Genomic DNA, 17350 nt, shown 5'->3' on the forward strand with positions numbered 1-17350 from the left:
TGTCGGGACTCCCCTCGGAACCCCTGACGCGGACGAGAGCGCGGGGCACGGGGATCTTGAGAGCGGCGCCACCATGCGGATCTCCTCTGCCGCTCTGAAGCGCGAGATCCAGGAGCGGGCCGCGGAGGCGGAGAGCACGGATCGCGCCGATGGCGCGGACGGTGCGGACGGTGCGGACGGTGCGGCGGTTGACGAGCCGCTTGACGAGCCGACAGCCGACGAGACCGCCGCGTCCAGCGATTCCGTCGCCGGTTCCGAGGCGATCGCCGAGTTTGAGGAGGAGGCCGCCCCGGCCGTCTCCGAGGAGGCTGAGGACGGCGTCGACAGCGGTCCGGGCGCGGATGTCGTCGAGTTGACGTTCGGACGCGGGTCGGCCGACGCTGACGCCGTCGGCCTGGACGGCGTGAACGGCGTGAACGGCGTGGACAGCGTCGATCACTTGCGCGGAGAGGCTGACGAGCGCGACGAGGCGACGGCCTCGCACGACGAGGAGGCGACCTCGGAAGGCGCGCCCGAGGTTTCCGCTGAGGCGGAGGACGAGGGCGACGTGGCGGAGCAGTCCGCGGATGTGTTCCAACTCCACCGGGTTGACGTCGAGGCCGACGGTTCCGTTCAGGAAGACGAGGACGCGGACGACGAAGTCAGCGATGCCGTGCCCTCCGGTGCCTCGGAGGCCCGGGACGCGGAGCCCCAGGACGCGGAACCTCAGGACGCGGAGCCCGAGGACGCCGGGCCTCGGGATGCCCGGCCGGAGGACGCTCACCCGGGCGCGGGTGAGCCTCAGGACGCGGAGCCCGAGGACGTGGTCCCTGGGATCGGCTCGGGTGCCGCGGACGCCGTGCAGGACACACCTCCCACGTGGATGCCGCCGCCGGTGCCGCAGGGAGGGCTTCCGCCGTTGCCGCCCGCCTATCAGCCCGCCGCACCCGCGGCGGCGGCGCAGTGGCCGGCCTCCGCGGAGAGCCAGGGCGAGAGCGAGAGCGAAGGCAAGGGCGGACAGGCAGGGCCTCCGGCGCAGTCGCCGGTGCCGCCACCTGTGCCGCCGCAGGGGCAGCAGCCGTTCCAGCCTCAGGCACCGCAGCCTGCGCCGTCGGCTTGGCCCGCCACTCCGGGGACGACGCCCGCGGGTTCCGCCGATGCTCCGATGTCCGGTCCGGGTGCGGATGCCTCGGCGCCCGCTCCGGTCGCTGACGCACCTTCAGGCCCGGCGGTCGGTGGCCCCGCAGCCGGTGGCCCCGGGGCCGGGTCGGCTCCTGGGCAGCCCGGCGGCTACGGGTTCCCGCACTTCGGAACTCCTCCTGGTACGGCACCGAGGCCGCAGGGAGGCACCGGCCCCTCGCAGGCCGACACCCCGGGTACGGCACCGGCTGCGCCGCAGAGCGGCGGCCCCGGCTTCCCCCAGCCCGGAAGTCCGACCGCGCCTCAGGCCCCGGCCCCGACCCCGCAAGGTGGTTACGGGTTCCCGCAGTCCGGCGCTTCCGGCTCTCCGACGACCCCTCCGCAGGACGGCCCCGCCTCCGCGCAGCCCGCGGCTCAGGGCGGCTACGGCTTCCCCCGGCCGGGCAACCCCGCTCCGGGGTCGCCGAACGCTCCTGCGCAGGCCGCCGGTTACGGATTCCCGCAGCCGACGCCTCCGGCTCAAGGTGAGGCAGCCGGCCCGCCTGGGCAGCCCGCGGGTTACGGCTTCCCCCAGCCGGGCACGGCCCCCACCGCCAACCCCGCAGCCCCGCAGACGCCCGGTCAGCAAGCCGGCTACGGCTTCCCCCACCCGCGGACTCCGGATCAAGGCGCCGCCAACGCGCCTGGGCAGCCTGCCGGCTACGGCTTCCCCCCGCCGCGGACTCCGGCTCCGGGTACGCCCGGCACACCCGGACAGCCCGCCGGTTACGGATTCCCGCAGCCCGGGCCCGGGGCCCCCAACCCGCATGCTCAGCAAGGGGGGTACGGGTTCCCGCAGCCGCCCGCCCCGGCGCAGCAGGGGGGACAGGGGCAGCCCGGCAGTCACCAGCAGCCTCCGGCACAGGCGCCGCAGGCGGCCTCTCAGCCTCCGGCACCGGCACAGCCTCAGCCCCAGCCGCCCCAGGCCCCGGCCCAGCCGCAGGCCCAGGCACAGCCCCAGCCCCAGCCCCAGCCGGGGCAGCCGTATCCGCCGCACGGGCAGCAGCCCGGGCCTCAGCAGCACCCTCAGGCCGGCGCGGACCAGCACCAGCACCAGCCCGGCGTACCGAACCCGCAAGGACAGCAGCCGCCCGCGGGCCAGCCGGGCCAGCCCGTCGACCCCCGCACCGGCGCCGCCTGGCCGCAGCCCGTGCAGCACGATCAGCGGCAGCCGACGAATCCCGGGGCGCCGCTCGGATACACGGCGGCCGTGGAGCTGTCGTCGGACCGGCTGCTCAACAACAAGAAGCAGAAGACGAAGAGCGGGCGAACGGCGGCCGCGTCCTCCCGGTTCAAGATCGGCGGCAAGAAGGAGGAGGCCGAGCGGCAGCGGAAGCTCGAGCTCATCCGGACGCCGGTGCTGTCCTGCTACCGGATCGCGGTCATCAGTCTCAAGGGCGGCGTGGGCAAGACGACCACGACCACCGCGCTCGGGTCCACGCTCGCCAGCGAGCGGCAGGACAAGATCCTCGCGATCGACGCCAACCCGGACGCGGGTACGCTCGGGCGCCGCGTGCGCCGCGAGACCGGGGCCACCATCCGTGACCTCGTACAGGCGATCCCGTACCTCAACTCGTACATGGACATCCGGCGGTTCACCTCGCAGGCGCCGTCGGGGCTCGAGATCATCGCCAACGACGTCGACCCCGCGGTTTCGACGACGTTCAACGACGAGGACTACCGGCGCGCCATCGACGTGCTCGGCAAGCAGTATCCGATCATCCTGACCGACTCGGGTACGGGCCTGCTCTACAGCGCGATGCGCGGCGTGCTCGACCTCGCCGACCAGCTCATCATCATCTCGACGCCGTCCGTGGACGGTGCGAGCAGCGCGTCGACGACGCTCGACTGGCTCTCGGCGCACGGGTACGCGGACCTGGTGTCGCGATCCATCACCGTCATCTCCGGAGTACGCGAGACCGGAAAGATGATCAAGGTGGACGACATCGTCAGCCACTTCGAGACGCGCTGCCGCGGCGTGATCGTCGTACCGTTCGACGAGCATCTGGCAGCCGGTGCCGAGGTCAATCTCGACATGATGCGGCCGAAGGTGCGCGAGGCGTACTTCAACCTCTCGGCGATGGTCGCCGAGGACATCGCACGGCACCAGCAGTCGCAGGGACTGTGGACGTCGGACGGCAACCCGCCGCCGGTCGCCGCCCCGCCCCTGCCGGGCCAGCCCATGCCGGGGCAGGCCCCCCAGCAGGGCCAGCCCGGCCAGGCGTACCCACAGCCGGGTCAGCACGGCCAGCCGGGTCAGCCGTACCCGCAGCAGCCCGGCGCACAGCCACACCCTGGCGCCCAGCCTCAGCCCGGCGGCTACCCGCAACCGCCCGCGCAGGCGGGGCAGCCCGGACACCCGGGCCACCCCGGCGCTCCCCAGGGCTGGCAGCCCCAGCCGGGTGGGCCCACACCGCCCCAGCCGAACCAGGCCGCCGCACCCCAGCCGGGACAAGCAGCCCAGCCGCAGCCCGGGCAGCCCGCACACCCGCAACCGGGGGCACCGTTCCAGCCTCCCGCGCCGGGGCAGCCCTTCCAGCCCAACTCCCCCGCCCCGGGCCAGCCCTTCCAGCCCGGTCAGCCGTACCAGCCACCGCACCAGGGTGACCAAAGCCAGGGCCAGGGCCAGGGCCAGAACCCGAACCAGGGCCAGAACCCGCCGCCCTCACCCCCACCGCAGCAGTAGCCCAACCGGCCGTATCCCACCACCCGTTCCGTCCGTTCACCCGTTCCACCCGAAGGGCCCGCCCGTTCACCAGCGGCGCGGGCCCTTCGCGTACGCCCGTACCGACACCCCACCCACCACCGCCTGCGCAGGCCCGCGCACCAGCTCCCATTCCAGCCGCCACGGCGCTACCAGGCACCCTTCACCGGTATGGACCAATGGGCGTAAGAATCCGCGTCAACTTGTTATTTCCGCAGGCCACACGGGGTGTATCTGCCGTTGACGCGCCCAGACCACCGCTGGTAGACACACACATCAACCCAGCCGGGGCCACCCGATCAAGTAGTTCAACAGTCCATCTCCGTGCGAGTGATGACGCGAGGTCAGCGACCCATGGACACACAAGACCTGGACGGCCGAGGGCACCCGCGCCGGGCGGCCCGCACTCCCCTACGCCTCCTCGCCGCGGCCGGCGCCGCCGCGCTCACCGTCACGGCCGGGTTAGCGACTCCGCTCAACCCGGCGCCCCAGCAGGCGCGGGCCGAGGAGGAGGGCAAGAAGGTCCTCACCGTCGCGGTGGCGCAGAGCGTCGACTCGCTGAGCCCGTTCCTGGCGACGCGTCTGGTCAGTACGAGCATTCACCGGCTCATGTACGAGTACCTGACCAACTACGACCCGAAGGACAACCACGCGATCCCGGGTCTGGCCACCAAGTGGGAGCCGTCCGCCGACAAGCTCACCTGGACCTACACGATCCGCTCCAACTCCAAGTGGTCCGACGGCAAGGGGGCCACGGCCGAGGACGCGGCCTGGACGTTCAACAAGATGATGACGGACGAGGGCGCGGCCACGGCGAACGGCAGCTTCGTCGCGAACTTCAGGAAGGTCACGGCCCCCAGCCCGACCAAGCTCGTCATCGAGCTGAAGAAGCCGCAGGCCACGATGGCCGCGCTGGACGTACCGATCGTGCCGAAGCACGTGTGGGAGAACGTCGACGACTTCTCGAAGTTCAACAACGACAAGACCTTCCCCATCGTCGGCAACGGTCCGTTCGTCGTCACCGGCTACAAGGCCGACAGCTTCGTACGGCTGAAGCCCAACAAGTCCTTCTGGCGCGGGGCTCCCAAGTTCGACGAGCTGGTCTTCCGGTACTACAAGGACCAGGACGCCGCCGTCGCCGCCCTCCGCAAGGGCGAGGTCTCCTTCGTCGCCGGCCAGCCCGCCCTGACGCCGGCCCAGGCCGCGTCCCTCAAGGGCGACAAGAACATCAAGGTGAACGACGCACCCGGCCGCCGCTTCTACGCATTGGCGACCAACCCGGGCGCACGGGCCAAGAACGGCGACAAGTTCGGCGACGGGCACGAGTCGCTGCTCAACCAGAAGGTCCGCCAAGCCCTGTTCATGGCCGTGGACCGCAAGACCATCATCGACAAGGTCTTCCAGGGCCACGCGGTCGAGGGCGAGGGCTACATCCCGCCGCGCTTCTCGACGTACGCCTGGAAGCCGACAGACGGTCAGAAACTGTCGTACGAACCGGAGAAGGCGGCCGAGCTCCTCGACCAGGCGGGCTACAAGAAGAACGGCGACGGCAAACGCGTCGGCAAGGACGGCAAGCCGATCAACTACCGCGTCCTCTGCCACGCGACCGACCCGCAGGACAAGGCGGTCGGCAAGTATCTCGAGGAATGGTGGGGAGCGCTCGGCATCGGCGTCACCCTCAACTGCCTGGACAACGTGACCGATCCATGGCTCGCGGGAGAGTACGACCTCGCCTTCGACGGCTGGTCCGTCAACCCCGACCCGGACTTCGTCCTCTCCATCCACACCTGCGCGGCCCTGCCGGCCACCCCCAAGGACACCGGCGCGACCGACAACTTCATCTGCGACAAGAAGTACGACGACCTCTACGACAAGCAGCTCGCCGAGTACGACCCGGCCAAACGGGCGGATCTGGTCAAGCAGCTGGAGTCACGGCTGTACGACACCGGGTACATGAACGTCATGGCGTACCCGAACGCGGTGGAGGCGTATCGCACCGACCAGATCAAGTCGATCACGACGATGCCGGAGGCCGCGGGGAACATCTACGGCCAGGACGGTTACTGGAGCTGGTGGTCGGCGACTCCGGCCGCTGCCGACGAGGCCTCCGACGACGAGTCGAGCTCCACGGGCGTCGTCATCGGCATCGTCGCGGGCGTCGTCGTCCTGGCGGGCGCCGGGGTGTTCTTCACGATGCGCCGCCGCGCGACCGCCGAAGACCGCGAATAGCCCGAGTGAGCGTTCATGACCGCTGAAGCGACACCCTCTCTGGTCGACAAGACCGACGGGCCGGCCGAGGCCGGGCCGTCGGTCCGCGGGCCACGGGCGCGCACCACCACCGCGTATCTCCGGTATGTGGCGGGCAAGCTGGGCGGCGCGGCCGTCTCCCTGCTCGCCGTCCTCGTCACCAGTTTCTTCCTCTTCCGGCTGATCCCCGGCGACCCGGTGAAGTTCATGACGGGCGGACGCCAGGTGTCGGCCGAGCAACTCGCCTCGTACCGACGGGAGTTCGGTCTGGACCTGCCGCTGTGGCAGCAGTTCACGGGCTACTGCGGCAAAGCGCTCACCGGCGATCTCGGCACGTCGTACCAGTTCCGGACGCCCGTCATCGACAAGATCACCGAGGCACTGCCGAACACGCTCCTGCTCACCGGCACGGCGTTCGTCCTCTACACGGCACTCGGCATCGTCATCGGCACGCGGTCCGCCTGGCGCAACGGCGGGGCGGGTGACCGGCTCAACACCGGTCTGGCGCTGACGCTCTACTCGATTCCGTCGTTCTGGCTGGGGCTGCTCCTCATCATCGTCTTCTCGGTGGGCATGGGCCCGATCCCCGGCCTCTTCCCGACCGGCGGCATGGAGTCGGGCAATGAGGAAGGCTTCGCGTACGTCCTCGACGTCGCCCATCATCTGATCCTGCCGGTGATCACGCTGGTCGCGGTGGAGTACGGGCAGACCCTGCTCGTCACGCGGTCCGCGCTGCTCGACGAGATGGGCAGCGACTACCTGACGACCGCGCGGGCCAAAGGGCTGCGGGACGATCTCGTACGCCGCCGCCATGCCGTTCCGAACGCGATGCTGCCGACCGTGACGCTGATCTTCATCAACCTCGGGCGGACCGTCGCGGGCGTGATCCTCGTCGAGACCGTCTTCTCCTGGCCGGGGCTCGGCGGACTCTTCTACCAGGCGTTGAGCGTGCCGGATCTCCCGCTGGTGCAGGGACTGTTCTTCATCTTCGCGGCGGCGGTGATCGTGATGAACACGCTGGCCGATCTGATCTACCCGCTGCTCGACCCCCGGGTGGGCCGATGACGACCGGTGGAGAGAAGACGAACGGTGGACCGAGAACGAACGGTGAGCCGATGACGACCGAGACAACCGCCCGGGCCGCGCAGGCGAGCCCGCGGGCTCTCGCCCGGCAGCGCCGCCGCCACTCCGTCGCCCGCTTCTGGAAGCAGTACCGCACCCACCGCGCCGGCCTCTTCGGCCTGGCCGCCCTCGCGCTCTTCGGGCTGATCGCGCTCACCGCGCCGCTGACCGTCGGCTCCGACGTGCAGAGCGTGACGAACGCGCCGGGCAGGCCGCTGGAGAGCCCGAGCGCCGAATTCCCGCTGGGCACCGATCAGTTCGGGCGCAGTCTGCTCGGCCTGTTGGTGTGGGGTTCGCGGGTCTCGCTGCTCGTCGGGCTGCTCGCGGCCGTGCTGTCCGTGGCGATCGGCGCGCTCATCGGGATCACCGCCGGGCACTTCCGGGGCTGGTACGCGACCGTGATGATGCGGATCACGGACTGGTTCCTGGTCATGCCGACGCTGGTGCTCGCGATCGCGCTGGCGACCGTGATGTCACGCTCGCTCGGCACGATCATCCTGGCCATCGGCGTCACGACCTGGCCGACCACGGCCCGCTTGGTGCGCGCGCAGACGCTGGCGGTGGAGTCGCGGCCGTACATCGAACGGGCCAAGGCGCTCGGCGGCGGCCACTGGCACATCATGTCCCGCCACGTCCTGCCCAACGTCATGCCGCTGGTGCTGGCCCAGACGACACTGATCATCTCCTCCGCCATCCTCGCCGAGGCGACGCTCGCGTTCCTCGGCCTCGGCGATCCGACGGTGGTGTCCTGGGGCGGGCTGCTCCAGGACGCGCGGGAGGCGGGCGCTGTCAGTTCCGGCAAGTGGTGGTACCTCGTGCCGCCGGGCATCGCGATCGCTGTCGTCGCCCTCGCGTTCACGCTGTGCGGGCGCGCGGTCGAGTCCGTCCTCAACCCCAAGCTGGGGGTGACCCGATGACCGATACGCAGACCCCGCCGCCCCCACCACCCCCGCCGACGACACCGACGCGGCGCCTCCTCGAGGTACGGAACCTCGAGGTGACGTACGCCGGCGGGGCCGCTGCCGTACGCGGGGTGAACCTCACCGTGGACGCGGGCCAGAAGCTCGGCCTCGCGGGCGAGTCCGGCTGTGGCAAGTCCACGCTGGCGCTCGCGCTGCTGCGGCTGCTGCCGTCCGGGACCCGGGTGTCCGGGGAGATCCTCCTGGACGGCGAGGACGTCCTGACGATGAAGTGGGGCCGGGTACGGGCGGTCCGGTGGGCCGGGGCGTCGATCGTCTTCCAGGGCGCCATGCACTCGCTCAACGCCGTGCACCGCGTCGGCGACCAGATCGCCGAGCCGATCCTGCTACACCGGAAGGCGACGCCCGCGGGGGCCCGCAAGAAGGCCGGCGAACTGCTGGAGCACGTGGGCCTTCCGGCGGCGCGCGCGTCCGCGTACCCGCACGAGCTGTCGGGCGGTCAGCGGCAGCGCGTCATGATCGCCATGGCGCTGGCCTGCGACCCGCGCCTCGTCATCGCCGACGAGCCGACCACGGCCCTCGACGTGATGATCCAGGCGCAGATCCTCCGTCTCATCGAACAGCTCGTCGCCGAACAGGACCTGGGCCTCGTCATGATCAGCCACGATCTCGCGGTCCTGGCCGACACCTGCGACCGGCTCGCGGTGATGTACGCGGGCCGGGTCGTCGAGGAAGGCCCGGCCCAGCAGGTGTACGAGAACGCCCGGCACCCCTACGGCCAGGCGCTGTCGGCCGCGTTCCCCCGCATCGGCGACACCGCCTCGCGCTTCGCGCCCCGCGGGCTGCCGGGCGACCCGCCGGATCCGTCCGGCCTCCCCTCCGGGTGCACCTTCCATCCCCGGTGCCCGGCGGCACTGCCGTCCTGTGCCACGGAGGACCAGCCGCTGCGCGAGGCGGGGCGGGGGCACCGGGCGGCGTGCGTCCACGTGGCCGGCGGGACACCGGACCCGGCAGGCACGGCCACCCAGGGGAAAGCCGTCGGAGAGGCGAGGAGCAGCAGCCCATGAAGAGCACCCCTGCCACGCCGTCCGAATCCCCTGACTCCTCCGAATCCTCCGAATCTCCCAACTCCACCGAATCTCCCAACGCCACCGAGTCCCCTGAGTCCTCCAAGTCCCCTGGGCCATCCGACGCGCCCCTCCTCAGTGCCGAAGGTCTGCACGTCACATTCCCCGGCCGGCACGGCGCGGACCCGGCGCGGGCCGTCGACGGTGTCGACCTCGACATCCGGCCCGGTGAAATCGTCGCGCTGGTCGGCGAGTCGGGCTGCGGCAAGACGACTCTGGCGCGCTCGCTGCTCGGGCTGGTCCCGCCGACCGCGGGCCGTGTCACGTTCGGGGGCAAGCCCCTCGCCTACTCCTCGCGGGCCCTCAAGGCGTACCGCAAGCGCGTCCAGCTGATCCTGCAGGACCCGAGCGGCTCGCTCAACCCCCGGCACACGGTGTACGACGCGGTGGCGGAGGGCCTGCGCATCCACCGGTACGCGGGCGACGAGCGGGAAGCGGTCACGCAGGCCCTCTCCCGCGCCGGGCTTCGTCCGCCGGAGCGGTTCTTCCTCCGCTACCCGCACGAACTCTCGGGCGGCCAGCGCCAGCGTGTGGTCATCGCGGGCGCGCTCGTCCTGGAACCCGAACTCATCGTCGCGGACGAGCCGGTGGCCTCCCTCGACGCCTCCGTACGCGGCGAGATCCTGGCCCTCCTGCTGCGCCTGCGCGCCGAACTCGGCCTGTCCGCACTGGTGGTGACGCACGATCTGGGCCTCGCCTGGAACATCGCCGACCGGGTCGCGGTGATGTACCTGGGCCGGATCGTGGAGACGGGAAAGGTGGAGCAGGTACTGACGGCGCCCCAACACCCCTACACCCAGGCCTTGTTGTCGGTCCTGCCCGAGGCGCCGGGCGATCCGGTCGTCCTCACCGGCGAACCCCCGGACCCGTCCCGCATCCCCTCCGGCTGCCGCTTCCACGCCCGCTGCCAGATCCTCATGAGCGGGGAGGCCGAACGCGCGGGCGTCGCGGACGCGTGCCGCGGAGAGGATCTGCCGCTCCTGGACGGAGGTGGCCGTGCCCAGGTGGCATGCCACTGGGCGCGGGCCGTACGGACGTAAAGGAGCCTTTCGGGTAAGGGAACCTTTCGGCGTAAGCGGGCCGTCCGGGCGTAAGCGGGCCGTCCGGTCGTATGCGGCCCGCGCCGTCCGGACGTGAGCGTGCGCCTACTCCCCCTCGTACGCCTCGACGAGCTCCCGGCAGCGCTTCACGTCCTGCGCCATGGTCTCCAGCAACCCCTCGATCGAGTCGAACTTGGCCTGGCCGCGGACGAACGCCAGGAAGTCGACCGCGACATGCAGGCCGTACAGGTCGAGGCCCACTCGGTCGATGGCGTACGCCTCCACCGTGCGCTCGGTGCCGTCGAACTGCGGGTTCGTGCCGACGGAGATCGCGGCGGGCATCGCCTCGCCCTGCGCGTGCAGCCAGCCGGCGTAGACGCCGTCGGCGGGGATCGCGGTGTGCGGGAGGGTCTCGACGTTGGCGGTCGGAAAGCCCAGCTCGCGGCCGCGCTGGGCACCGCGGACGACGACGCCCTCGACGCGGTGCGGGCGGCCCAGGATCTCGCGCGCGCCCTCCACGTCGCCCTCGGCGACGAGCCGCCGGGTCAGGGTGGAGGAGAAGGGATCACCGCCCCCGGCCGCGCCCGTCACATACAGGTCGACGACCTCGACCTCGAAGTCGTACGTCTTCCCCTGCTCGGCCAGGAACGCCACGTTTCCGGCGGCCTTGTGGCCGAAGCGGAAGTTCGGTCCCTCGACGACGGCCTTGGCGTGCAGCTTGTCGACCAGGACCTTGACGACGAACTCGGCGGGCGAGAGCTTCGAGAACTCGGTGGTGAACGGCAGGATGAGCACGGCGTCGACACCGAGGTCCGCCATCAGCTCGGCGCGACGGTGGTGCGGGGCCAGCAGCGGCGGGTGGCTGCCGGGGCGCACGACCTCGCTGGGGTGCGGGTCGAAGGTGACGACGACGGACGGCACGCCCAGCTCGCGCGCCCGCTCCACGGCATGCCGGATGATCAGCTGGTGCCCACGGTGGACGCCGTCGTACGAGCCGATGGTGACGACGCTGCGCCCCCAGTCCTGGGGGATGTCCTCCAAGCCACGCCAGCGCTGCACTGTGACCGCTCCTCGTCGAACCCGAGTCCGTATTGTCCGTGTACCGATTGCCTCATACGCAGGTCCAAGGGTGCCATGCCGCGTGCGCGCGGCCCGCATCGGCATGGGGGCTGTGACGGGGCGCACGTGAGGCCCGGAGCGAAACGGCTCGATCACGCCGGGACCCGGGTGCCCGCCAGGTTCTCGATCATGCGGCGGGTGCTGGGGCCGACCACGGTGGACCAGTCCTGGGGCTCCCCGGTGAGCCAGCGGGCGACGAGCGTCGCGAAGCCGGGGATGCGGCGACCGAGGTCGACCAGGGCGCGGTCGAAGCGGGCGGCGCCGTCCGGCGTGCGGACGAGGAGGAAGCCCGCACGGTGCACCAGGGCGCGGGTGTGCTCCTCACCGCTGCGGGCCGCACCGTCCGCGGCGGCACGGACGAGCGCGTCCAGGACGACGGGATCGTGCTCGCGTGTCAGCAGGAGGTCCAGGAACTCGCGCCGCAGAGGCCCGGAGGCCGCCGTCCCGGGCGCCGCGAGCACCTCGGCGAGCGCGGCCCGCGCCTGCGGCGACCGCCCGTCCAGGAGGCCGGTCACGAGCCGGTGCAGCACGGCCCGGGCGGCGGGCCCGTCCTCCAGCCGACGGTCGACGTACGCCGCCACGTGCTGAGCGGCCTCCGGGTGCGCTTCCACGGCATCGCGCACGAGGGCGGCCACGCGGCGTGCCAGGGCGGGCGTCGTGATCTCGGCGAGGGTGCGCAGCGCGTCGCCCGCGTCCGGCTCTCGCAGGCGGTCGCGGAACGCGGAGAGCACCGGTCCCGGATGCGTGTCCAGCGCGTCGACGAGCGCGCTCGCGGGCACCCATGGGTCGCCCGCCGCGAAGCGCTCCAGGGCCCGCATCAGGTAACGGACCCGGGTCCGCGGATCTTGTACGAGGAGCGCGAGGGCCCCGCCGTGCAGCGTGCGGTCGGCGGGACGGGCGAGCAGGGCGAGTGCGGTGTAGCGCAGCAGATCGCGCTCAGCCTCGGTGCGTACGTGCGGCGCCGCCCGCAGCCCGTATGTCAGCGCCACCGCCCGCCGCGCGGGCCGCTCGTCGTGCGCCCAGCGGTCGACCGCCCTGCACACGGCGGAGGGTTCCTCCTCGGCGAGTACGGCGAGGAGCTCGTCCCCGCGCGGGTGGGCGCTGTCGGCCAGCGCCTCGGCGAGGTCGTCCAGGGCCTGGTGCCGGTGGGTGTGCAGAAGGGCCTGGGCCGCGGTGGCGACGGTGGCGTCGGGGGTCGCGGGGAGCGGGCGGTCGTCGTCGAACCAGTGGGTGAGGTGGGGCTGCACCGCGGTGGGATCGGCGGCGAGGAGGTCGGAGACCGCGTCCAGGTAACGGGGCCCGCTGGCCGGCGGGCCCCCGTCCGCCACGACGAGCCGCCTCAGCAGGTCGAACCGCGTCGCCTCCGGCAGCGGCAGCGCGGTCCAGAACCGCGGCCCGAACTCCCCCGGTACGTCCCGTCCTTGCTTCCGCCGGCTCACGATCCACCCGGCGAGGTGCCGCAGCACTCCCAGGTACGGACTCGCGTCGGGCACCTGGAGGAGTACGTCATGAAGAAGCCGGGCGGCCCACCAGGCGGAAGCGGAGGCGGCGGTCTCCGCCGGTCGGAGCTCGTCCAGGGCCTGGACCAGCTCCTGAAGCCTGGCGGCCAGCCGGGCATGGCCCAGCTCCGGGCGCGGCGCCGGTCGGGGCAGCAGGAGCAGAGCTTGGAGCACGGGGCCGACGCGGTGCCGGGGAACGGGGAGGGGCTGGGGAACGGGGAGGGGCTGGGGCGCGGGCGAGGGCGCGGGTGTCACGGAGGTCCCGGCCCAGGACGGGAGGGGTACGTCGTGCTGGGCCGGGGTGTCGCCCCGACGGTGGACCAGGGCGTCGAGTGCCGTGTCCAGGTCCAGGTGCATGCCCTGGATCCAGTCGGCGAGCTCTTCGTGGGCGAAGCGGTAGCCGTTGCCCGCCGGAACGAGGAGGCCTTCGGCGAGGACGGCCGACGCCCAGCCGGTGCAACCGCCCAGCCGCCGCTCCGGCCCGCTCCTCCAGGGAAAGACGGACTCGAAGGCCACCCGGGCCAACTCCCCCTGCCCGGATCCCAGACAGCGCCGCGCGGCCTCGTGCACCTGCCCGGAAACCCGGGCCGCGAGCCGCCGTACGGCCCTGCCCCGCAGTCCGTTCACGGCGGCGAGCCGCACGGCCACACGCAGGCACATCAGATCCAGGTACGCGGCGAACACGTCGTCCCGTCCGAGCGGCCCCACCGGAGTCTTTGCCGGCGCGGCCCGCATTACCTCCGAGGCCAACCGCAACACCAACGGATGCCGCGCGTCGGCCCCTTCCAGCAAGCCTTCGGGAATCCCGTACCGCTCCCGTGCCCGCGCCGCCTCGTCCTCCTCCAGATCACCGACCCACAGGCAGGCCGGCAGCCGCCCACCGCCGCCCGTGGGCTCATCCGTCCCGTACAGCAGCCCGGGCGGGAACTCCGCTCCCGCCTGCTCCCAGTACTCCGGCCGGCACGCGATGACGAGCCGCACACCGGTCCGGCGCAGCCAGTCGGCGGTTGCGGAGGTCCACTCGGGCAGGCGGTGGGCGAGTTCCGGCGGCATCTCCTCGGGACCATCGAGCAGCAGGAGCAGGGGCCGCCCCGCGTCCCGTGCCAGGAGGGCCAGACGCTCCGGGCTGATGTCGCCGAGCTCGCCGCCCTCGCCGATGCCGTCGAGCCCGCCGCCGTGGCCGGCCCAGCGCTTCGCCGTCCCCTCCTCTGCCGACTCCCCCGGCTCCCCCGGCTCCCTCGAAGCCGCCACGACCCGCCCCGCCCGCTCCAGTGCCCTCCTCGCCGCGTCGGCCACCGAGGTGTCGGCACCCCGGAGGTCAGCGCCGCGCAGCCACAGCGTGGGGGCCGGTTCACAAGCGCGGTCGCGCCGGGCGGCGAGGGCCGCGAGTCCCGTCGTACGGCCGCTGCCGGGGGCGCCGACGAGTCCGAGCACGGCGGCGTCCGGGTCCGCGGTGAAGGACGCCAACTCGCTCACCAGACGGGCCCGTTCGACGAGGTCCGCCCCTTCGACGGGATGCGTCCGTTCGCCCCGGGCCGCCGCCTTCCGGGGGCTGTCCGACCCCACCGAGGTGGCCGTCAGCTCCAGGACCCCCGCCAGATTGAGATCGGCCCCGTACGCGGGCACCGTCGCCGCGTTGCGGGCCAGCAGCTCCGCCAGCGGGCCGTCGGTGTCGGTCCGCACGTCGGTCCGCAACGGCACCGCGAAGCCCGCCACCCGGTGGTCGGACTGGAGCGCGGTGCCCAGGACCGCGATCACCGTGCCCGTGGCGGGGTCGAGCACCGGCCCTCCGGCCGCCCCGCCGCCCAGGCGCAGCGCGTCGCTGCCTGCCGTGCCGATCGCCAACTCCACGGCGGCATCGAGAAGATGGAAGCGGTCGGTCGCCGTGTACGTCACGGGAGACGAGCCGAGCACCCGGGCCTCGCGCCAGCCGCCCGCCGCGATACGAACGTACGTGCCGACCTCGACGGAGTCCCGGCCGGTGACGGGAAGCGGGTCCGCGCCGGGGCCGAGGCCTTCGGTGCGGACGAGGGCGAGGTCCACGTCCGGAAGCGGCGTGACCGCGTCGGCCGCCACCATGCAGGTGTGGCCCCCGGCGGCGTGCAGAACGAGGCGGGCGAGTCCGTCGACCGTCTCGTGACTGGTGACCACCGTGCCCTGGTGGTCCGCGACGAACCCCGTACCGCGCGGCCGCCCGGCCAGATCGCAGATCCGGACCAGGCCTGCGTCCCATGCGTCCCGGGCGGAGTCCGACGCCCCACGGCCCCCGGCCCGGGGACCTCGTCCCGCCATGCTCGCCCCTCCCTGCCGTACGCACCGCCTCGTGCTTTTCGACGGTAGGCACGGGGAAAGTCGAGCCGAAAGATCGCCGGACGAACGAGCCCCCTTCTACTCCCCCGGTTCACTCCGCGCGCCTGCCCGGACGGGTGAATCGACCTCGGCGGATGGATAGACACCTAGGGAGGGGGGACCGTGGAGCGGCGTACGCAGGATTCTCCGTGAACGCCGCTCCACGACGAAGCCGAGCTCAGCCGAAAACGGCCAGACTCTTGGCCTTGCCCTTGCGCTCCTCCACCAGGACGAGGAGCCGGCCCTCGGGGCCGAACACCGCGACGGCGCCGACGCCCGCGTACTCCTCGGGCATCTCCAGCCGGACGCCGTTCGTCAGCAGCCGCGCCCGGTGCGCGTCCACGTCCCAGCGCGGGAACGCGGCTGCGGCCGCCTCCGCCAGGGGCATCACGGTCAGCTCCTCCTGGAGCTGGTCGAGCGTGCGCGCGGAGTCGAGCTTGTAGGGGCCGACGCGGGTGCGGCGCAGCGCCGTCAGATGGCCGCCGACGCCCAGGTCGGCGCCGAGGTCACGGGCCAGCGCGCGGATGTACGTCCCCGACGAGCAGACCACCGAGACGACCAGGTCCAGGACGGGCGTGCCGTCCTCGGCGACGGTGCCCCGGACGTCGTACACGGAGAACGAGGAGATCGTCACCGGGCGGGCCGGGATCTCGAAGTCCTCGCCGTCGCGAGCCCGTTTGTACGAGCGCACACCGTTGATCTTGATGGCGCTGACCTTGGACGGCACCTGCATGATGTCGCCGGTGAGCTTGGTGATCCCGGCGTCGATGGCGTCCCGGGTGATTCCCGAGGCGTCCGCCGACTCCGTGATCTCACCCTCGGCGTCGTCGGTCAGGGTCGTCTGGCCGAGCCGGATCGTGCCGAGGTACTCCTTCTCGGTCAGTGCGAGGTGGCCGAGCAGCTTGGTCGCCTTCTCGACGCCGAGGACGAGCACGCCCGTCGCCATGGGGTCGAGGGTGCCCGCGTGTCCGACGCGGCGGGTCTTGGCGATCCCGCGCATCTTCGCGACCACGTCGTGCGAAGTGAAGCCCGACGGCTTGTCGACGATGACAAGTCCGTCGGGCGTCCGGTTCTTCTGCGTCATTCCGCGGCGTCGCCGTCCCTCTCGTCCTCATCGCCCGGCTTCTTGTACGGGTCGGCGTCACCGGCGAAGTTGGCGCCGGCCGAGACCTCGCGCACCTTCGCGTCCGAGGCCCGTGCCTTGTCGAGCAGGTCCTCTATGGTTTTGGCGGTGTCCGGCAGGGCGTCCGCCACGAAGCTCAGGGTAGGGGTGAACTTCACGCCCGCCGCCGCGCCGACCGCCGAGCGGAGCACGCCCTTGGCGCTTTCCAGGCCGGCCGCCGCCGCTGCCCGCTCCTCGTCGTCCCCGTACACCGTGTAGAAGACGGTCGCCTCCCGCAGATCCCCGGTGACCCGGGTGTCCGTGATGGTGACGTGTGAACCGAGCCGCGGGTCCTTGATCCCGCGCTGCAGCTTCTGGGCCACCACCTCTCGGATGAGGTCCGCCAGCCTCTTCGCCCGCGCGTTGTCGGCCACTGGTCCGTCTCCCTCTTCCTTGCCTGTTCCGTGTGCACAGCCCATGGTCGTGCACGGTCAGTCGTCGTCGCCGTGCAGCCGCCGTCGTACGGACAGCAGCTCCACTTCCGGCCGGCCGGCGACCATGCGCTCGCACCGGTCCAGTACGTCCGTCAGATGTCCCGTGTCCCCCGAGACCACCGCCAGGCCGATCTCGGCCCGTCGGTACAGGTCCTGACCGCCGACTTCCGCCACGCTCACCGCGTACTTGCGCTGGAGCTCGGCCACGATCGGGCGAACGACGGAACGCTTCTCCTTGAGCGACCGTACGTCGCCGAGCAGGAGATCGAAGGACAGAGTCCCCACGTACATGTGTGTCCGGATGTCCCGCCGGTACGGGGTAGATGGCCCGCCAAGCTCTTGGCGGGAACATCAAGAACGGTACAACGAAGGCCGTGACCGCTCGAGGGAGTTTCGCCCCCGCCGCCCTTACCCGTCCCATCCCGTACCTGGGGGCTACGCCCCCAGACCCCCGCTATCGGCCTGAACG

The 17350-nt window shown here is 72.1% G+C and carries 11 protein-coding genes; 6 read left to right on the forward strand and 5 right to left on the reverse strand.

Annotated features, from left to right (window positions below; translation table 11 throughout):
• Positions 1–73 precede the first annotated feature (73 nt).
• The 6 genes from FGD71_RS41200 to FGD71_RS41225 all read left to right on the forward strand — a co-directional run bounded on the left by FGD71_RS41200 (position 74) and on the right by FGD71_RS41225 (position 10318).
• Positions 74–3844: a MinD/ParA family ATP-binding protein gene (locus FGD71_RS41200; RefSeq protein WP_240437025.1), complete on the forward strand. Its 3771-nt coding sequence runs from the start codon at positions 74–76 to the stop codon at positions 3842–3844.
• A gap of 372 nt (positions 3845–4216) precedes the next feature.
• Positions 4217–6091, forward strand: coding sequence for an ABC transporter substrate-binding protein (locus FGD71_RS41205; protein ID WP_119105696.1), 1875 nt, complete (start codon positions 4217–4219; stop codon positions 6089–6091).
• Between the two features lie 15 nt (positions 6092–6106).
• The gene (locus tag FGD71_RS41210) at positions 6107–7174 is read left to right on the forward strand and encodes an ABC transporter permease (protein WP_119105697.1); all 1068 of its coding nucleotides are present in this window, start codon (positions 6107–6109) and stop codon (positions 7172–7174) included.
• A 50-nt stretch (positions 7175–7224) separates the two neighbouring features.
• On the forward strand, positions 7225–8148 hold the full coding sequence (locus tag FGD71_RS41215; protein ID WP_119105698.1) for an ABC transporter permease: 924 nt from the start codon (positions 7225–7227) through the stop codon (positions 8146–8148).
• Complete coding sequence (locus tag FGD71_RS41220; RefSeq protein WP_119105699.1) at positions 8145–9218, forward strand: ABC transporter ATP-binding protein; 1074 nt, start codon at positions 8145–8147, stop codon at positions 9216–9218. The genes FGD71_RS41215 and FGD71_RS41220 overlap by 4 nt, the downstream gene beginning before the upstream one ends.
• On the forward strand, positions 9215–10318 hold the full coding sequence (locus FGD71_RS41225) for an ABC transporter ATP-binding protein (protein WP_240437026.1): 1104 nt from the start codon (positions 9215–9217) through the stop codon (positions 10316–10318). The genes FGD71_RS41220 and FGD71_RS41225 overlap by 4 nt, the downstream gene beginning before the upstream one ends.
• A 105-nt stretch (positions 10319–10423) precedes the next feature.
• On the opposite strand, the gene FGD71_RS41230 is transcribed toward FGD71_RS41225, so the two are convergent.
• The 5 genes from FGD71_RS41230 to FGD71_RS41250 all read right to left on the reverse strand — a co-directional run bounded on the left by FGD71_RS41230 (position 10424) and on the right by FGD71_RS41250 (position 17172).
• Entirely contained in the window at positions 10424–11377 is a 954-nt protein-coding gene (locus FGD71_RS41230) for a bifunctional riboflavin kinase/FAD synthetase (protein ID WP_119105700.1), read from the reverse strand.
• A 152-nt stretch (positions 11378–11529) separates the two neighbouring features.
• Complete coding sequence (locus FGD71_RS41235; RefSeq protein WP_119105701.1) at positions 11530–15228, reverse strand: S1 family peptidase; 3699 nt, start codon at positions 15226–15228, stop codon at positions 11530–11532.
• 235 nt (positions 15229–15463) lie between these two features.
• Complete coding sequence (gene truB, locus FGD71_RS41240; RefSeq protein ID WP_119105702.1) at positions 15464–16369, reverse strand: tRNA pseudouridine(55) synthase TruB; 906 nt, start codon at positions 16367–16369, stop codon at positions 15464–15466.
• Complete coding sequence (rbfA, locus tag FGD71_RS41245) at positions 16366–16821, reverse strand: 30S ribosome-binding factor RbfA (RefSeq protein WP_119105703.1); 456 nt, start codon at positions 16819–16821, stop codon at positions 16366–16368. The genes truB and rbfA overlap by 4 nt, the downstream gene beginning before the upstream one ends.
• A gap of 57 nt (positions 16822–16878) precedes the next feature.
• Complete coding sequence (locus FGD71_RS41250; protein ID WP_119105704.1) at positions 16879–17172, reverse strand: DUF503 domain-containing protein; 294 nt, start codon at positions 17170–17172, stop codon at positions 16879–16881.
• Positions 17173–17350 lie beyond the last annotated feature (178 nt).

The sequence above is a fragment of the Streptomyces sporangiiformans genome (assembly GCF_005768555.2).
Classification (GTDB): Bacteria; Actinomycetota; Actinomycetes; order Streptomycetales; family Streptomycetaceae; genus Streptomyces; species Streptomyces sporangiiformans.

Excerpts from the sequence above, each read along its gene's own strand:
- FGD71_RS41200 (WP_240437025.1), top strand. The coding sequence starts at position 74 with ATGCGGATCTCCTCTGCCGCTCTGAAGCGCGAGATCCAGGAGCGGGCC.
- FGD71_RS41205 (WP_119105696.1), top strand. The coding sequence starts at position 4,217 with ATGGACACACAAGACCTGGACGGCCGAGGGCACCCGCGCCGGGCGGCC.
- FGD71_RS41210 (WP_119105697.1), top strand. The coding sequence starts at position 6,107 with ATGACCGCTGAAGCGACACCCTCTCTGGTCGACAAGACCGACGGGCCG.
- FGD71_RS41215 (WP_119105698.1), top strand. The coding sequence starts at position 7,225 with ATGACGACCGAGACAACCGCCCGGGCCGCGCAGGCGAGCCCGCGGGCT.
- FGD71_RS41220 (WP_119105699.1), top strand. The coding sequence starts at position 8,145 with ATGACCGATACGCAGACCCCGCCGCCCCCACCACCCCCGCCGACGACA.
- FGD71_RS41225 (WP_240437026.1), top strand. The coding sequence starts at position 9,215 with ATGAAGAGCACCCCTGCCACGCCGTCCGAATCCCCTGACTCCTCCGAA.
- FGD71_RS41235 (WP_119105701.1), bottom strand. The coding sequence starts at position 15,228 with ATGGCGGGACGAGGTCCCCGGGCCGGGGGCCGTGGGGCGTCGGACTCC.
- truB (WP_119105702.1), bottom strand. The coding sequence starts at position 16,369 with ATGACGCAGAAGAACCGGACGCCCGACGGACTTGTCATCGTCGACAAG.
- FGD71_RS41250 (WP_119105704.1), bottom strand. The coding sequence starts at position 17,172 with ATGTACGTGGGGACTCTGTCCTTCGATCTCCTGCTCGGCGACGTACGG.